Source organism: Pseudomonas sp. 05N36 (genome assembly GCF_056397385.1).
In genome coordinates this window covers 109,805-126,538 of record NZ_JBFTNH010000015.1, presented here as the reverse complement: position 1 = coordinate 126,538, position 16,734 = coordinate 109,805, and the positions used below count along the sequence as shown (strand labels likewise).

Annotated in this window: 11 protein-coding genes and 5 tRNA genes; 3 read left to right on the top strand and 13 right to left on the bottom strand. The window is 57.3% G+C overall.

Features of this window, described 5'->3' with window-relative positions; all coding sequences use genetic code 11:
• Positions 1–174: 174 nt before the first annotated feature.
• Positions 175–2,214: an oxidoreductase gene (locus AC1DIH_RS19375; RefSeq protein ID WP_477772906.1), complete on the bottom strand. Its 2,040-nt coding sequence runs from the start codon at positions 2,212–2,214 to the stop codon at positions 175–177.
• Positions 2,215–2,423: 209 nt separating this feature from the next.
• Here AC1DIH_RS19375 and AC1DIH_RS19370 point away from each other — a divergent pair, with 209 nt between their 5' ends.
• Positions 2,424–3,539 carry a nitrilase-related carbon-nitrogen hydrolase gene (locus tag AC1DIH_RS19370; RefSeq protein WP_477772905.1) on the top strand — a complete coding sequence of 372 codons (1,116 nt, stop codon included), beginning with the start codon at positions 2,424–2,426 and terminating at the stop codon, positions 3,537–3,539.
• Positions 3,540–3,542: 3 nt separating this feature from the next.
• Complete coding sequence (locus AC1DIH_RS19365) at positions 3,543–4,583, top strand: AraC family transcriptional regulator (protein WP_477772904.1); 1,041 nt, start codon at positions 3,543–3,545, stop codon at positions 4,581–4,583.
• A 353-nt stretch (positions 4,584–4,936) separates the two neighbouring features.
• Here AC1DIH_RS19365 and AC1DIH_RS19360 read toward each other — a convergent pair whose 3' ends face one another.
• From AC1DIH_RS19360 to AC1DIH_RS19305, 12 genes are all read right to left on the bottom strand, one after another.
• Complete coding sequence (locus AC1DIH_RS19360; RefSeq protein WP_477772903.1) at positions 4,937–5,830, bottom strand: DUF2242 domain-containing protein; 894 nt, start codon at positions 5,828–5,830, stop codon at positions 4,937–4,939.
• Positions 5,831–6,102: 272 nt separating this feature from the next.
• Complete coding sequence (locus AC1DIH_RS19355) at positions 6,103–7,962, bottom strand: SurA N-terminal domain-containing protein (protein ID WP_477772902.1); 1,860 nt, start codon at positions 7,960–7,962, stop codon at positions 6,103–6,105.
• 101 nt (positions 7,963–8,063) lie between these two features.
• Positions 8,064–8,140 (bottom strand) — tRNA-Asp (locus AC1DIH_RS19350).
• A gap of 53 nt (positions 8,141–8,193) precedes the next feature.
• Positions 8,194–8,466: an HU family DNA-binding protein gene (locus tag AC1DIH_RS19345; RefSeq protein WP_002552737.1), complete on the bottom strand. Its 273-nt coding sequence runs from the start codon at positions 8,464–8,466 to the stop codon at positions 8,194–8,196.
• 147 nt (positions 8,467–8,613) lie between these two features.
• Positions 8,614–11,010, bottom strand: a complete 2,397-nt coding sequence (lon, locus tag AC1DIH_RS19340) for an endopeptidase La (RefSeq protein WP_477772901.1) — start codon at positions 11,008–11,010, stop codon at positions 8,614–8,616.
• A 197-nt stretch (positions 11,011–11,207) separates the two neighbouring features.
• A complete protein-coding gene (gene clpX, locus AC1DIH_RS19335) occupies positions 11,208–12,491 on the bottom strand; it encodes an ATP-dependent Clp protease ATP-binding subunit ClpX (protein WP_054596541.1) in 1,284 nt (427 codons plus the stop codon).
• Between the two features lie 106 nt (positions 12,492–12,597).
• A complete protein-coding gene (gene clpP / locus AC1DIH_RS19330) occupies positions 12,598–13,239 on the bottom strand; it encodes an ATP-dependent Clp endopeptidase proteolytic subunit ClpP (RefSeq protein ID WP_019692758.1) in 642 nt (213 codons plus the stop codon).
• Between the two features lie 92 nt (positions 13,240–13,331).
• Positions 13,332–14,642: a trigger factor gene (gene tig, locus AC1DIH_RS19325; RefSeq protein ID WP_477772900.1), complete on the bottom strand. Its 1,311-nt coding sequence runs from the start codon at positions 14,640–14,642 to the stop codon at positions 13,332–13,334.
• A 401-nt stretch (positions 14,643–15,043) separates the two neighbouring features.
• Positions 15,044–15,119: transfer RNA gene (locus AC1DIH_RS19320), tRNA-His, on the bottom strand.
• Between the two features lie 77 nt (positions 15,120–15,196).
• A tRNA-Leu gene (locus AC1DIH_RS19315) sits at positions 15,197–15,281 on the bottom strand.
• A 58-nt stretch (positions 15,282–15,339) separates the two neighbouring features.
• Positions 15,340–15,415, bottom strand: a tRNA-His gene (locus tag AC1DIH_RS19310).
• 32 nt (positions 15,416–15,447) lie between these two features.
• Positions 15,448–15,524 (bottom strand) — tRNA-Arg (locus tag AC1DIH_RS19305).
• 275 nt (positions 15,525–15,799) lie between these two features.
• Here AC1DIH_RS19305 and folD point away from each other — a divergent pair.
• Positions 15,800–16,654, top strand: coding sequence for a bifunctional methylenetetrahydrofolate dehydrogenase/methenyltetrahydrofolate cyclohydrolase FolD (gene folD, locus AC1DIH_RS19300; protein WP_054596538.1), 855 nt, complete (start codon positions 15,800–15,802; stop codon positions 16,652–16,654).
• The last annotated feature ends 80 nt before the right edge of the window (positions 16,655–16,734 follow it).

Genomic DNA, 16,734 nt, shown 5'->3' with positions numbered 1-16,734 from the left:
GGCCTTGCCGATGAATTCCTTATTGGCGCTTTTGGGTAGAAGGGGTGGGACGAAGTCTCCCACGGTCTGTACTGGCTAGAGTCAGAATCGGGCTTTTAGTCCCACCCACCCCTTCAAGTCTAAACATACAAGCGGGCTTGCTCGCGAAAACCATTGGCACGTTCGAGCGACGTATTACAACTCGGCAGCCAGACGCGAACCCTGATTGATCGCACGCTTGGCATCCAGCTCCGCCGCGACATCCGCGCCACCAATCAAATGCACGTTCTGCCCGGCAGCTACCAGGCCGTCGTGCAATTCGCGCAACGGATCCTGCCCGGCGCAGATCACGATGTTGTCCACCGGCAGTACTTGCGGCTCACCGGTTTCACCGATGCGGATGTGCAGGCCTTCGTCATCGATCTTCAGGTACTCGACACTGTTGAGCATCTGTACGTGCTTGTTCTTCAGCCCGGTGCGGTGAATCCAGCCCGTGGTTTTGCCCAAACCGTCGCCGACCTTGGATTTCTTGCGCTGCAACAGAAACACCTGACGTGCCGGCGCGTGAGGCTCGGCCTTGATCCCGGCGACACCGCCACGGGCCTCAAGGTGAGTATCGATGCCCCACTCTTTCCAGAACGCTTCGCGGTCCTGGCTGGTGGCGACGCCTTGATGCACGAGGAACTCCGAGACGTCAAAACCGATACCGCCGGCGCCAATCACTGCAACGTTCTTGCCGACCGGCTTGCGTTCGAGGAGCACGTCCAGGTAGCTCAGCACCTTGGCATGCTCGACACCCGGAATCGCCGGTACACGCGGCGCAATGCCGGTGGCCAGAATCACCTCGTCATAACCGCCGCCGACCAGTTGCGCGACATCGACCCGCGTGTTCAGGCACACCTCGACGTTCGTGGTCTGCAACTTGCGCTTGAAGTAGCGCAGGGTTTCGAAGAACTCTTCCTTGCCCGGCACACGCTTGGCGACGTTGAACTGACCGCCGATTTCGCTGGCAGAATCGAACAGCGTCACTTGATGACCGCGCTCGGCAGCCACGGTGGCTGCGGACAAACCCGCAGGGCCAGCGCCGACCACGGCAATTTTCTTGATCTGCTGCACCGGCAAGTAATTGAGCTCGGTTTCATGGCACGCCCGCGGGTTGACCAGGCACGAGGTCAATTTGCCGCCGAAGGTGTGGTCCAGGCAGGCCTGGTTGCAGCCGATGCAGGTGTTGATTTCATCCGCGCGTCCGGCGGCGGCCTTGTTGACGAACTCCGGGTCCGCGAGGAACGGCCGCGCCATCGACACCATGTCGGCATCACCTTCGGCGAGGATCTGCTCGGCGACTTCCGGGGTGTTGATGCGGTTGGTGGTGATCAGCGGAATATTCACTGATCCACGCAACTTGGCCGTGACCTTACTGAAGGCTGCACGCGGAACCTTGGTGGCGATGGTCGGAATCCGCGCTTCGTGCCAGCCGATCCCGGTGTTGATGATGGTTGCGCCCGCCTTTTCAATGGCCTTGGCCAACTGAACGATTTCTTCCCAGGTGCTGCCGCCTTCCACCAGGTCGAGCATCGACAGGCGGAAAATGATGATGAAATTCGGGCCTACCGCTTCGCGTACGCGACGGACGATTTCCACCGGCAGGCGCATACGGTTTTCATAGCTGCCGCCCCAGCGATCGGTGCGGTGGTTGGTGTGGGCTGCGAGGAACTGGTTAATGAAATAACCTTCCGAGCCCATGATTTCGACACCGTCGTACTCGGCTTTTTGCGCCAGGGTCGAACAGGTGACGAAGTCGCTGATCTGCTTCTCGATGCCTTCCTCGTCCAGCTCTTTGGGCTTGAACGGGTTGATCGGTGCCTGGATCGCACTCGGCGCGACCTGTTTCGGGCTGTAGGCATAACGCCCGGCGTGCAGAATCTGCATGCAAATCTTGCCACCCGCCTCGTGCACGGCACGGGTGACGACCTGGTGCTTGAGCGCCTCATCGAGAGTGGTCAGCTTGGCAGCACCGGAGTAAACCCCGCCCTCATCGTTCGGACCAATACCGCCGGTGACCATCAGGCCAACGCCACCGCGAGCACGTTCGGCGAAGTACGCCGCCATACGCTCAAAACCGCCAGGCTTCTCCTCCAGGCCAGTGTGCATCGAGCCCATCAGGGTGCGGTTGCGCAGCGTGGTAAAACCCAGGTCCAGCGGGGCCAGCAGGTGCGGGTAATGAGCGGCGGTCATCGGTAGCTCCACAACGAACGATCACGGAAAAATGCAGGCGCTCTTTGGCACCCATCGGTTATGTGCCACAGACTAAGAGCAGGCTTGTCATGGCTCAATGACCGTAACTGACAACTTATTGATCCAAACGCGCAGCACCACTTGGCATTCCTCGGCATGGGGCCTACCCTAGTCGGCGAATCCTGCACAAGGCCGCTGACTGTTTCCCCATGCGCAAACTTCTTTATCTGACCGTCACCATGGCATTTGTCGCCGTCATCGCCGCTTACGCGATGTGGACCGCCGATCGCCCGGTTGGCCATTACCTCTCGGACCTGCGCATCAACCTCGCCGTCAACCAGGGCGTTCCTGCCGATCGCGGCAACCTGCTGGGCATCCAGCCCGAATTGTTCCCCACCGATTATCAAAGCCCCGAGCACCTGCACCGCAAGCTCGCAGCCTATCTGCAGCGGGCTCGCGAACAAGGCCTGCTGAACGAAAAGACCATCGTCGTGCTGCCGGAACACATCGGTACGTGGCTGATGCTCAGCGGCGAGAAAGACGAGCTGTATCAAGCCAGCACGCTGGACGAAGCCATGAATTGGCTGGCGGTGAGCAATCCCCTGAGCTTTTTGCGCGCGTTGATCAGCGCCAAGGGCGACAGCCGCCTGGATGACGCGCACCTGCGCATGAAAGCCAAAAGCATGGCCCGGCAGTACCAGGCGCTGTTCGGTGGGCTGGCCAACGAGTTCGGCATCACCCTGGTGGCGGGCAGCATCGTGTTGCCCGAGCCCAGTGTCAGCGACGGCACACTGAAAATCGGCCGTGGTGCGCTGTACAACAGCAGTCTGGTGTTCGGCCGCGATGGCTTGCCGATGGGCCAACCGCAGCGCCAGCTGAACCCGGCCTTCGATCAACGGGGCTATATCCAGCCAAGCACCGATCAAGTGATCAGTGTCATCGACACCCCGGCCGGACGTCTGGGCGTATTGATCGGCAACGACAGCTGGTACCCGGACAACTATCGCAAACTCAACGATCAGGGCGCTCAATTGATCGCCGTACCGGCCTTTCTCATCGGCCGAAATGCCTGGGACAAACCTTGGCGCGGAGACAGAGGGCCATCGACCCCGAGCCCCGGCTCGCTCAGCGAGGGCCAGGCCTGGCATCGCCTGACACTGACCAGTCAGCGCCCGGCCAGTCAGGCCAACGCCGGTGTCAGCGTGTTCCTGCGTGGACAATTCTGGGATCAGGGCAGCGCCGGCCAGAGTTTTCTCAGCAGCAACGGCCAACATTTCGCCGATCGCGAAGCCCATGGCGCGCGCTTGCTGAACATCTGGTTGTAAGTGATGAAACCACAGCCGATGCGCCTCGGGGATCTGTCGGTCGGCTTCGTCCATAGCCTGGCTGACGCAGTGTCCAGCCACGGTCTGGACCCGCAGCCGCTGCTGGAACAATACGGACTCGACCCGGCGCGGCTAGCCGAAGCCGGTGCACGGCTGTCGATCCCGCGCTACATGCGCCTGGGCCATGCGGCCATTCAACTGACCGGAGACCCGGCGCTGGGCCTGCGTATGGGCCAGCTCAGCCGCCTCAGCCAGGTCGGGCTGGCCGGGATCACTGCCGCTCAGGCGCCAACCGTGCGCGAAGCGGCACGTTGCCTGATTCGCTTCGAGGCCTTGTACGGCTCCAATTACCGCGGACAGTCGAGTTTCCATGAAGATGCCCAGGGTGCATGGCTACGGTTCTATTCCATCAGCCCCTACAACGCCTATAACCGCTTTGTGGTGGATTCGATCATCGCCAGTTGGTTGCAGCATTTATCCAGCCTGTGCCGCCAGCCGCTGCACGCCGAACGCATCGACATCGAGTTCGCCGAGCCGGATTACCGCGAGCGTTATGCACTGCTGGGTGATTGTCCGATCCAGTTTGGTGCCGAGCACAACCAGCTAAGGCTGAGTCAGGCCAGCCTGGCACTGCGCAACCCGGAGCACTGTCCGAGTACCTGGCGACATCTGCTGCAACTGTGCGAGCGGGAACTGGAGCAATTGACCCGCACCCGCAGCCTGCGTGAACGCATCACCCGGTTGCTGGGGCCGTTGCTCAATGGGGGTCGAGAACCCGACCTGGAAGAAGTGGCGGCACGCCTGAAGCTGCCGACCTGGACCTTGCGTCGCAGGCTCGCCGAAGAAGGTACGCAGTTTCGCGCCATTCTCAACGACACCCGCCGCGATCTGGCCATGACCTACATCCGTGACACAGAACTGGCCTTTGGCGAGATCGCCTACCTGCTGGGGTTTGCCTCGGCCGAAGCCTTTCAGCGCGCCTTCAAACGCTGGAACAACCAGACACCTGGCGAGTTCCGTCGCAGTCACAGGCAATCAGCCTGACAGCCGGCCTGCAGCTGCTTTGTTACAACTCGGTGGCGTCTTCGGCGGGTTCCAGAGGGTCCAGTTCAAATGCCTGGTATTCGAGCAGCTCTTCTTGATAATCGTCCATAGAGATGTCCTTTTTGAGTCGAGTTAAACCGTTATACCAATGACCTTCGCCCTCAGCATAAAGTGCCCGTATGAAAGAAAAATGACTCGGGCACAGCGGTACGTTCCTGCTAGTAAAACCTAGCAGGCACTCAAGAATTTTTCACGGGAGACGTTGAATAAAAGCTGAAGAAATCAGCCTCTGGTGGCGCAGATGACTTTGAACAAACGCTACGGGGGTTGCCCCCGCAGCGCTCGGCTTCAGATTACTTGCCGGACGATGGCAATGCCGGAATCGGCTCGGTCGGCGGCGGCAACGAACTCGGATTCGCCGGCGGCGTAATCACTTCAGGTGCCGGTGTCGGCTCAGCATGGCTCGCAGGTGCAATCGACGACGACGCAGGCACTGACGCCACAGGCACCGATGCGGCAGATAACGGATCTATCGGCGCACTCACCGCGGGTGCTGGCGCGACCGTCACAGGCTCGGCCGCCGCGGGTACGACAGGTGCTGGAGTTGGAGCTGGAGCTGGTTCAGGCGTCGCTGCGGGCGCTGGGGCTGGCGTTGCGGGGGCTGCCGCAGGCTCAGGCACACCCAGATCGGCCTTTGGCTTCTCGACGATATGCGCCTCTTTCTTCACCTCAGGCGGCAGGAACAGCTCGACCAGCGCGAAAAACCGCTCGTAGAACTTCCCGGAGGACACGGTTTCACTGGCAACCTTGACCATCGAATCATCGGAAGAACCAATCGGCATCGACACCGAGCCCAACACACCGACGCCAAGGCTGGCGGAGTTGTTGGTTTTCTTCAGCGCGTAGCGGTCCTGCAAGGCATTGGCGAACATCGTCGCATGATGCTTGCTGTCTTCTGCGCAGACCACGTTGAAGCTGATCTCCATATGCGTGTCGCCGGTCTGCTGAAAACTCTTGTGACCGCTGACGAGTTTCGGGTCAGTACTGGTGATGATGTAGCCCTGGCTCAACAACGCCCGACGGGCGGCCTCGCAGGAAGCAACATCGGTAACCGGGTATTTGCGCGAAAACGTCCCGGAATCATCGAAATTTTCATGCTCATAGATGGCCTGTTCCTTGGTACAACCGGCTGCTGCAGCCAGTACCAACGCCAGCCCGGCGGCACGCACATGGAATGATTTGAACATTGAACATCCTGAAGAAAACGATCCGGGGCCTATTGTGCAACAGATCACCCCGTAACGGCGCATGGATTAGTGTCTTGTAAACGATACAAGTTTACTGACCTTCGTTTACCGGAAAAAGTCGCAGCCACAAATGATCGATGAACACCCGTAATCTGCCCGCTGCGCGCTGCCCGGATGGCCAAGGAATTCAGTCAACCGTCGAACCGCACAAAACAAAAGACCCCGGCCTTTCGGCCAGGGTCTTTGTTTACCACTAACGGGTCAGTCAGGCATCAGTAACGCTTGATGTCCGCCTGGCTCTCCAGCTGCTTGCGATAGGCCGCAAAGTCTTGCTGGCCAACGCGCGACGCGAGGAAGCGACGATACTGTGCCTTCTCTTCTTCAGAAGGCGCTGCGGCTTCGCTCACACCGTTCAGACGCACGATCACCAGACTACCGTCAGGCAGAGTCACGCTGCTGAAAGTCGGCTTGTCCTTGGCGACAGGCTTGGGCATGCGGAACAATGCTTGCAGTACGGTTGGGTCAACCCCTTCCTGAGCACGAGTTGCCGCATTGGTGACTTTCCAGCTCTGGCTGGCGAGCGGCGTCTTGCCATCACGCAGACTGGCGATCAGCTCATCAGCCTTGGTCTTGGCAGCAGCACTGGCGTGCTCCTTGGTCAATTGCACGCGGATGCTCGCAGCGACGCTTTCCAGCGGCAGCTGTTCAGGTTTGCGATGCTCTTTGGCACGCAGCACCACAACCGTTTCCGGATCCAGCTCGATGCCGGTGCTGTTGGCACCTTCATCCAGTACTTCCGGACTGAACGCAGCAGTGACCACGGCACGGTTGGCCGCGATACCTTCACCACCCTCACGACCAAACGGTGCAGACGTGTGAACGGTCAGTTTCAGGTCCGCAGCTGGCTGAGCCAGATCGGAGGCTTCGAACGCGGCATCTTCCAACTGCTTGGTCGCATCCACAAAACGCTGCTCGACCTGTTGGGTTTTCAGTTCCTTGGTCAGCTTGTCTTTCAGGCTGGCGAAGCTCGGCACTTGCGGTGCTTCGACGCCCAACAGCTTGATCAAGTGGAAACCGAAGTCAGTGCGCACCGGCGCCGACACCTGGTCCTTGCTCAGCGCATACAGTGCTTTCTCAAAGGCCGGGTCGTAAACGCCCGGGCCAGCGTAACCGAGGTCACCGCCGTTGGCAGCCGAACCTGGATCCTGCGAGAACTCCTTGGCCAGGGCCTCGAAGCTTTCACCTTTGGCCAGACGCGCCTGAATCTCTTCGATCTTCGCCTTGGCTTGCGCCTCGTTCACCTTGTCATTCACTTCGATCAGGATGTGCGCAGCCCGGCGCTGTTCGGCCAGGTTCGCGGTTTCCTTCTGATACAGCGCTTGCAGGTCTTCGTCCTTGACGGCGACCTGATCAAAGAAGGAAGCCTTCTTCAACTCGAGGTAATCGATGACCACCTGATCAGGCGTCATGAACTCTTTGGCGTGTTCGTCGTAGTAAGCCTTGACCTCTTCGTCGGTCAATTTCACCGCCGCAGGATCGGCCTTGACRTTCAGGGTCGCGAAATCGCGGGTCTGTTTTTCCAGACGAGCGAAAGCCTGCACCTGTGCATCGGTGACGAAACCGCTACCTGCCAGACCGGCACGCAGCTGGCCGATCAGCATTTCCTGAGCCAGCATCTGGCGGAACTGCATCCGGCTGTAGCCCAACTGACGGATCACCTGGTCGAAACGCTCAGGACTGAACTTGCCGTCGACCTGGAATTCAGGCGTTTGCAGGATCACTTGGTCCAGTGCAGCTTCGGAGAAAGCGAATTTCGATTTTTCTGCGCCTTGCAGCAACAGTTTGCGGTCGATCAGCCCTTTCAAAGCAGCTTCGCGCAGCATTTTTTCATCAAGCAAGGATGCATCGAAATCCTTGCCCAGCTGTTGCATGAGTTGACGGCGTTGCATATCAACCGCCTGACTCAGCTCGTTCTGGCTGATTTCTTCACCATTCACCTTGGCCGCATCATTACGGTGGGTAGTGGCCTTGAAGATGGCGTCGAAACCGGTCAAAGCCATCAGTGCAACGATGACCCCGATAATGGTCTTGGCAATCCAGCCTTGTGAATTGTCCCTGATATTCTGCAGCATGCGTCCCCCAGAAACGGTTGAACTTCAAATTAGGCAACCGTGGAGCGTGGGTAGAATCCGGATAGAAGAAAGGCGCATCCGAGGATGCGCCTTCTCGTAACTGGCGGAGCGGACGGGACTCGAACCCGCGACCCCCGGCGTGACAGGCCGGTATTCTAACCGACTGAACTACCGCTCCGCTGCCAAGTCAGGAATGACCCCGACCCGGATAGGCAAAAAACCGAGTGAGGCTTAGTTAACAGCTTCTTTCAGTGCTTTACCGGCTTTGAAACCTGGTTTTTTGGCTGCTGCGATTTCCAGCGTCTTACCGGTCTGTGGGTTACGACCAATGCGAGCTGGACGATCAGTCACGGAGAAAGTACCGAAACCAACCAGAACAACAGAGTCGCCAGCCTTGAGAGCGCCAGTGACGGATTCGATTACAGCGTCCAGCGCGCGGCCAGCAGCAGCTTTCGGGATATCAGCGGATGCAGCGATAGCATCAATCAGTTCCGACTTGTTCACTCTAAGTCCCCTTATATCTATTTGAGATGATTCTAAGTTTTTTGGTGAAAGCAAAAACGAGTGCTGAATGGCCTACAGACACTTAAGAGCCGCTTTATAACAAGGGCTCTAAAAAGCTGTCAAGAAAGCCCCCCAGGCTAATACGTACTAGTGCGTGCTAATTCTTTCCTTAGAGTCAGACTCGCGCTTCTCATCCTTTGCAACTATCTCGGGAGCCACATCCGGCAAGGGCTCCGGCGCGTATTGCAGCGCAATTTGCAGGACCTCGTCAATCCATTTAACCGGTTTGATCTGAAGATCTTGCTTGATATTGTCAGGAATTTCCTTCAAATCGCGAACATTCTCTTCGGGAATGATCACAGTCTTGATCCCGCCGCGGTGTGCCGCCAGCAGTTTTTCCTTAAGACCGCCAATCGCCAGAACCTGGCCGCGCAAGGTGATTTCGCCGGTCATGGCAACATCAGCGCGCACAGGAATCCCGGTCAATGCCGATACCAGTGCCGTACACATGCCTACACCCGCACTAGGACCGTCTTTGGGCGTTGCCCCTTCCGGCATGTGGATGTGGGTGTCGCGCTTCTCATGGAAGTCCAGCGGGATCCCCAGGCTTTTCGCGCGGCTGCGAACGACCGTCAACGCAGCAGTGATCGATTCGACCATCACATCGCCCAGCGAACCGGTCTTGATCAGTTGACCTTTACCCGGCACCACCGCAGCTTCGATGGTCAACAACTCGCCGCCCACCTGAGTCCAGGCCAGGCCAGTCACCTGCCCCACCTGATCCTGCTGCTCGGCCAGGCCGTAGCGGAATTTGCGCACACCAAGGAAGTGCTCCAGCATCTCGCCAGTGACTTTCACCGAGAAGCGTTTTTCCATCGCATGTTCTTTGACCGCCTTGCGGCAAACCTTGGCAATCTGGCGCTCAAGCCCACGCACACCGGCTTCACGGGTGTAGTAACGAATGATGTCGCGAATCGCCTCGGCGTCGAATTCCAGCTCGCCYTTTTTCAGGCCATTGGCCTGAATCTGCTTGGGCGCGAGGTATTTGACGGCGATGTTGATCTTCTCGTCTTCGGTGTAGCCCGGCAGACGAATCACTYCCATCCGGTCGAGCAGCGCCGGCGGAATGTTCATCGAGTTCGAGGTGCAAAGGAACATCACATCGGACAAGTCGTAGTCGACTTCCAGATAGTGATCGTTGAAATTGTGGTTTTGCTCGGGATCGAGCACTTCCAGCAAAGCCGATGCCGGATCGCCACGCATATCGCTGCCCATCTTGTCGATTTCATCGAGCAGGAACAGCGGGTTGCGCACACCCACCTTTGTCATCTTTTGTATCAATCTTCCTGGCATCGAACCGATATAAGTCCGGCGATGACCACGAATTTCCGCTTCATCGCGCACGCCGCCGAGGGCCATGCGTACAAATTTGCGGTTTGTCGCGTGAGCAATCGACTCCGCCAGAGAAGTTTTACCCACACCAGGAGGACCGACCAGGCACAACACCGGACCGCGGATTTTCTTCACGCGTTTTTGTACGGCGAGGTACTCGAGAATCCGCTCTTTGACTTCTTCCAGACCATAATGGTCGGCATCAAGAATGTCTTCTGCGCGCGCAAGATCCAGGCGAACCTTGCTTTGCGCCTTCCACGGCACCTGAACCAGCCAGTCGAGGTAGGAGCGCACAACGGTCGCTTCAGCAGACATCGGCGACATTTGCTTGAGCTTGTTCAGCTCAGCCTGAGCCTTGATCAGCGCGTCCTTTGGCAAGCCTGCGGCATCGATGCGCTTTTTCAGCTCTTCGACTTCGTTATGGCCTTCTTCGCTATCGCCCAGTTCTTTCTGAATGGCCTTCATCTGCTCATTCAGGTAGTACTCGCGCTGGCTGCGTTCCATTTGTTTCTTGACGCGGCCACGAATGCGTTTCTCGACTTGCAGCAGATCGATTTCGGCGTCCAGCAATGCCAGAACGTGCTCGACCCGGGCCGACAAATCGATGATTTCGAGGATTTCCTGCTTCTGCTCGATCTTCAGCGCCATGTGTGCGGCCATGGTATCGACCAGGCGGCTTGGCTCATCAATGCTGTTGAGCGATGACAGGACTTCAGCCGGAACCTTCTTGCCCAGCTGAACGTATTGTTCAAATTGAGACAGCAAGCTGCGGACAAACACTTCCGACTCGCGCTCGGGAGCGTCGACTTCGTCAATCAGCGAAACCTCGGCACGGCAATGGCCGTCAACTTCGCTGAAACGCTCGACCGCACCGCGTTGCTCGCCTTCAACCAGCACTTTTACCGTGCCGTCAGGCAGCTTGAGCAGCTGCAGAACCGTTGCGATCGTACCGACGCGATAAAGTGCATCTTCACCGGGATCGTCGTCGGCAGGGTTTCTCTGGGCCAGCAGAAGGATCTGCTTGTCGCCCGTCATCGCTGCCTCGAGGGCTTCGATAGATTTCTCGCGCCCCACGAACAGCGGGATAACCATGTGCGGATAAACCACAACATCACGCAATGGCAGGAGAGGCAATTCGATGGTTGTCTTCATGATTTCGCCTCTACGGCGGCCATAAGGCCGGAAACAGATGGAAGTAAGCTTGAAACCAAGATGGGGGCTGCTTTCGAAAAAAACAAGCTGATTAAAAGAGCGCGGTAAAGATCGTCCGAACGCGGCCCAAACTTTCGGCAGTTCCGGCAAAAGCAAAGGGGCCCGAAGGCCCCTTCTTTAATCCGGCAGTGCGACGCTTAAGCGTCTGGCGCTGCCTTGGCAGCCGGCTCACTGTTTTCGTAGATATACAGTGGCTTGGACTTGCCTTCTATAACGCTTTCATCGATCACTACTTTACTCACCTCGGACTGCGAGGGGATTTCATACATAGTGTCGAGCAGCACGCCTTCAAGGATCGAACGCAATCCACGAGCACCGGTTTTACGTTCCAGTGCGCGCTTGGCGACCGATTTCAGTGCATCGGCCCGGAACTCCAGGTCTACGCCTTCCATCTCGAACAGCTTGGCATACTGTTTGGTCAGAGCATTTTTCGGCTCGGTGAGGATCTGCATCAACGCAGCCTCGTCGAGCTCGTCCAGCGTAGCAAGAACCGGCAGACGGCCAACGAATTCCGGGATCAGCCCGAACTTGACCAGGTCGTCAGGTTCGACTTCACGCAGGGACTCGCCCACCTTCTTGCCTTCTTCCTTGCTGCGAACTTCTGCGTTGAAACCAATGCCGCCACGGGTGGAACGGTTTTGAATAACCTTTTCCAGACCGGAGAACGCACCGCCGCAGATGAACAGGATGTTACGGGTGTCGACCTGAAGGAATTCCTGCTGCGGATGCTTGCGACCACCTTGAGGCGGAACGGAAGCGACCGTACCTTCGATCAACTTGAGCAGGGCCTGCTGCACGCCCTCACCGGAAACGTCCCGGGTGATGGACGGGTTGTCGGACTTGCGCGAAATCTTGTCGATTTCATCGATGTAGACAATGCCCATTTGAGCTTTTTCTACATCGTAATCGCACTTCTGCAACAGTTTCTGAATGATGTTTTCAACGTCTTCACCCACGTAACCCGCCTCGGTGAGGGTGGTTGCGTCAGCGATGGTGAAAGGCACATTCAGCAAACGGGCCAGTGTTTCAGCAAGCAGGGTTTTACCCGAGCCTGTAGGGCCGATCAGCAAGATGTTGCTTTTGCCGAGTTCGACATCGTCATTCTTTTTGTCACGCTGGTTGAGGCGCTTGTAGTGGTTGTACACCGCTACGGCCAAAACCTTTTTCGCACGCTCCTGACCAATCACGTACTGATCAAGGATGCCGCTGATTTCTTTAGGCGAAGGCAATTTATGCGCGCTGCTTTCGGCCTGAGCTTCTTGCACCTCCTCGCGGATGATGTCGTTGCACAGGTCGACGCACTCGTCGCAGATAAAGACCGAGGGGCCGGCAATCAATTTGCGCACTTCATGCTGGCTTTTGCCACAGAAGGAGCAATAGAGCAGCTTGCCGTTGTCCTCGCCGTTGCGGGTGTCAGTCATTCGATCGATCCAAATCCGATAGGCTTGCAACACAAGATGAAGGCAATTGCGGGCTTTTTCAAGCCCGCTGGTGGCCAGTTAAACCAACCACCTGCATTTGAGCTGCTTAGGCGGGCATTTTACGTTTGTCGATCACCGAGTCGATCAGGCCGTATTCAGCCGCACGCTCTGCGCTCATGAAATTGTCACGCTCGGTGTCGCGCTCAATGGTTTCGAGGCTTTGACCGGTGTGATGAGCCAACAACGAGTTCAGACGCGAACGGATATGGAGGATTTCCTTGGCATGGATGTCGATGTCCGACGCCTGACCCTGGAAACCGCCCAATGGCTGGTGAATCATCATGCGCGAGTTCGGCAGGCAGTAACGCTTGCCCGCAGCACCACCGGCAAGCAGGAAAGCACCCATGCTGCAGGCCTGACCGATACAGGTGGTGGAAACGTCAGGCTTGATGAACTGCATGGTGTCGTAGATCGACATGCCCGCAGTCACCGAACCGCCTGGTGAGTTGATGTAAAGATGGATGTCCTTGTCCGGATTTTCCGCTTCAAGGAACAGCAGTTGCGCCGCAACCAGGTTGGCCATGTAGTCTTCTACCGGGCCGACCAGGAAGATCACTCGCTCCTTGAGGAGGCGCGAGTAGATGTCATAGGCACGTTCGCCACGGGCGGACTGCTCGATAACCATCGGGACCAGACCACCTGCGGCCTGGATGTCAGAGCTCTGCTGATAATAAGAATTGCGGGACATGTCTCGCAGTCACTCCCAAATAGTTATGTCTTGAATACGCATAAGCCAGCTCGAAAGCTGGCTTATGGTGTGTGCTTCTAACGCAAAAACAATCAGTCGGCTTGTGGAGCTTCTACCGGCTTGACCGCTTCTTCGTAAGAGACCGATTTGTCGGTCACGCTAGCTTTCTGAAGAACAGTATCCACAACTTGCTCTTCCAGCACAACCGAACGGACTTCGTTCAGTTGCTGGTCGTTCTTGTAGTACCAGGACACAACTTGCTCAGGCTCCTGATAAGCCGAAGCCATTTCCTGAATCAGCTCGCGAACGCGGGTTTCGTCAGGCTTGAGGTCGTATTGCTTGACCACTTCAGCTACCACCAGCCCCAGCACTACGCGGCGCTTGGCTTGCTCTTCGAACAGCTCGGCTGGCAGTTGATCAGGCTTGATGTTGCCACCGAACTGCTGAACCGCCTGAACGCGCAGACGATCAACTTCGTTGGACAGCAGGGCCTTTGGCACTTCGATCGGGTTGGCGGCCAGCAGACCGTCCATTACCTGGTTCTTGACCTTGGATTTGATCGCCTGACGCAGTTCGCGCTCCATGTTCTTACGAACTTCGGCGCGGAAACCGTCGATGCCAGACTCCTTGATACCGAACTGAGCGAAGAATTCTTCGGTCAATTCAGGCAGTTTCGGCTCGGAAACAGTGTTCACGGTTACGGTGAACTCAGCTGCCTTGTTAGCCAGGTCGAGGTTCTGATAGTTCTCAGGGAAGGTCAGGTTCAGAACGCGCTCTTCGCCCGCTTTGGCGCCAACCAGGCCTTCTTCGAAGCCAGGGATCATGCGGCCGGAACCCAGAACCAGCTGAGTGCCTTTGGCGGAACCGCCGGCGAACACTTCACCGTCAACCTTGCCAACGAAATCGATGTTCAGTTGGTCTTCGTTCTGAGCGGCACGATCGGCAATTTCAAAACGAACGTTCTGCTTGCGCAGGATTTCCAGCATTTTGTCCAGATCGGCGTCCGCCACGTCAGCGCTCAGGCGCTCGACAGCGATGGATTCGAAACCGGCAACGGTGAACTCTGGGAACACTTCGAACGTTGCAACGAATTCCAGATCCTTGCCCTTCTCCAGAACCTTAGGCTCTACCGAAGGAGCGCCAGCCGGGTTCAGCTTTTGCTCGACAATTGCTTCGTAGAAAGAAGCCTGGATCACATCGCCTACAGCTTCCTGACGCGCATCAGCTTCATAACGCTGACGGATCACGCTCATTGGCACTTTGCCAGGACGGAAGCCTGCAATCTTGGCCTTTTGGGCAGTCTGTTGCAGACGCTTGTTGACTTGAGTCTCAATGCGCTCAGCTGGCACGGTGATGCTCATGCGGCGCTCAAGAGCAGAAGTATTTTCAACAGAAACTTGCATGGATATTCCTCGTTGCACAGACGTTAGCCGGCCGTTTCCGACCACAGAATCAAGGGCATGCATTCTAGTGGGTCAAACTCAAGAAGTCACCCTACTGAAAACGGGTAAAAACGCAGCAGGCAATTTATAGGTGCGAATGCACGAATGCACCTCGCCCCGGAGGCAAATACAGCCAATCACGCCAGAGCTCTGCGCCAACCCTTCTATATACAGAAGGAGCGCCAATTATCTCCCCGGCAGCCGATCTTGCAAGCAAGCCCGGTAGGCAATGCGGCATCATCGAGCAACATGAACACGACGAAACGCCCAGCCCTGGCGACCCGAAACCCGCAGTCACCGAACATACAAACGCTGAAACAAAAAAGGCGCCAGACTGTTAAATCTGGCGCCTTTTTGAAATATGGGGTGGACGATGGGGATCGAACCCACGACAACGGGAGTCACAATCCCGTGCTCTACCAACTGAGCTACGCCCACCATATTGCGTAACAAAGAAGCCAAACAACTTCTTTGCTGAACTCCAACCCKGCCAATGGCCTGACTGAAGCTTTAATTGGTGCGGATGAAGAGACTCGAACTCTTACGCCTCGCGGCGCTGGAACCTAAATCCAGTGTGTCTACCAATTCCACCACATCCGCGGCTTGATACTGTTAAAGCAAAGGCGCCAGACGGTTAAATCTGGCGCCTTTCGAAATATGGGGTGGACGATGGGGATCGAACCCACGACAACGGGAGTCACAATCCCGTGCTCTACCAACTGAGCTACGCCCACCATATCGCGTTACTTGTGCCAAAGCTGCCTAATGGCGCACCCGGCAGGACTCGAACCTGCGACCATCCGCTTAGAAGGCGGATGCTCTATCCAGCTGAGCTACGGGCGCCTTATTAGCTGCACCCTTGAAGGACTACAAACTAAGTGCTTTTCAGCCTTGCAGAACCGTAATTCCGCCTGACCTTCTTAACCAGTGCTAGGCTGTGCCCGACAAGTGCGACGAATAGTATAGGCACCCCCGGAGACCGTCAAATCCTTTTTGAAAAAAATTCATTTAATTAAAGGGCTTAGGGGAATTTGCGGACCAAGCGCCTTTGCCCTCACGTTCTGACATGCGAGAATGCGTTCTCTTTTCTTCCCCCTCTCGATGGTTAATCACGCGCAATGACTGCACAACTAATCGACGGCAAATCGATCGCCGCCAGCCTGCGCCAGCAGATCGCCAAACGTGTCGCCGAGCGTCGCCAGCAAGGTCTGCGCACGCCAGGCCTCGCGGTGATCCTGGTCGGCAGCGATCCCGCCTCTCAGGTTTATGTCTCGCACAAGCGTAAAGACTGTGAAGAGGTCGGCTTCCTCTCCCAAGCCTATGACCTGCCCTCCGACACCACCCAGCAGGCCCTCACCGAACTGATCGACCGCCTTAATGACGATCCGAACATTGACGGCGTGTTACTGCAACTGCCTCTGCCTGAGCACCTGGACGCGTCCAAACTGCTGGAACGCATTCGTCCGGACAAAGACGTGGATGGTTTCCATCCTTATAACGTCGGCCGCCTGGCACAACGCATCCCTCTGCTGCGCCCGTGCACCCCTAAAGGCATCATGACCTTGCTGGAAAGCACCGGTGCCGATCTCTACGGGATGGATGCAGTGGTTGTTGGTGCCTCCAATATCGTCGGTCGTCCGATGGCGATGGAATTGCTCCTGGCCGGTTGCACCGTAACCGTGACCCACCGTTTCACCAAGGACCTGGCCGGCCACGTCGGTCGCGCCGACCTGGTCGTAGTCGCCGCCGGCAAACCAGGCCTGGTCAAAGGTGAGTGGATCAAGGAAGGCGCCATCGTCATCGACGTCGGCATCAACCGCCAGGAAGACGGCAAACTGGTGGGCGATGTGGTTTATGAAACCGCCCTGCCCCGCGCCGGCTGGATTACTCCAGTCCCCGGCGGTGTCGGCCCGATGACTCGCGCCTGCCTGCTGGAAAACACGCTGTACGCCGCAGAAACCCTGCACGGCTGAGTCAGGCTTGTTCTGCAGCGCAAACCAGGACCCCGCCAATTGGCGGGGTTCTTCGTTTGATGTCAGCAGCCCTGTCATCG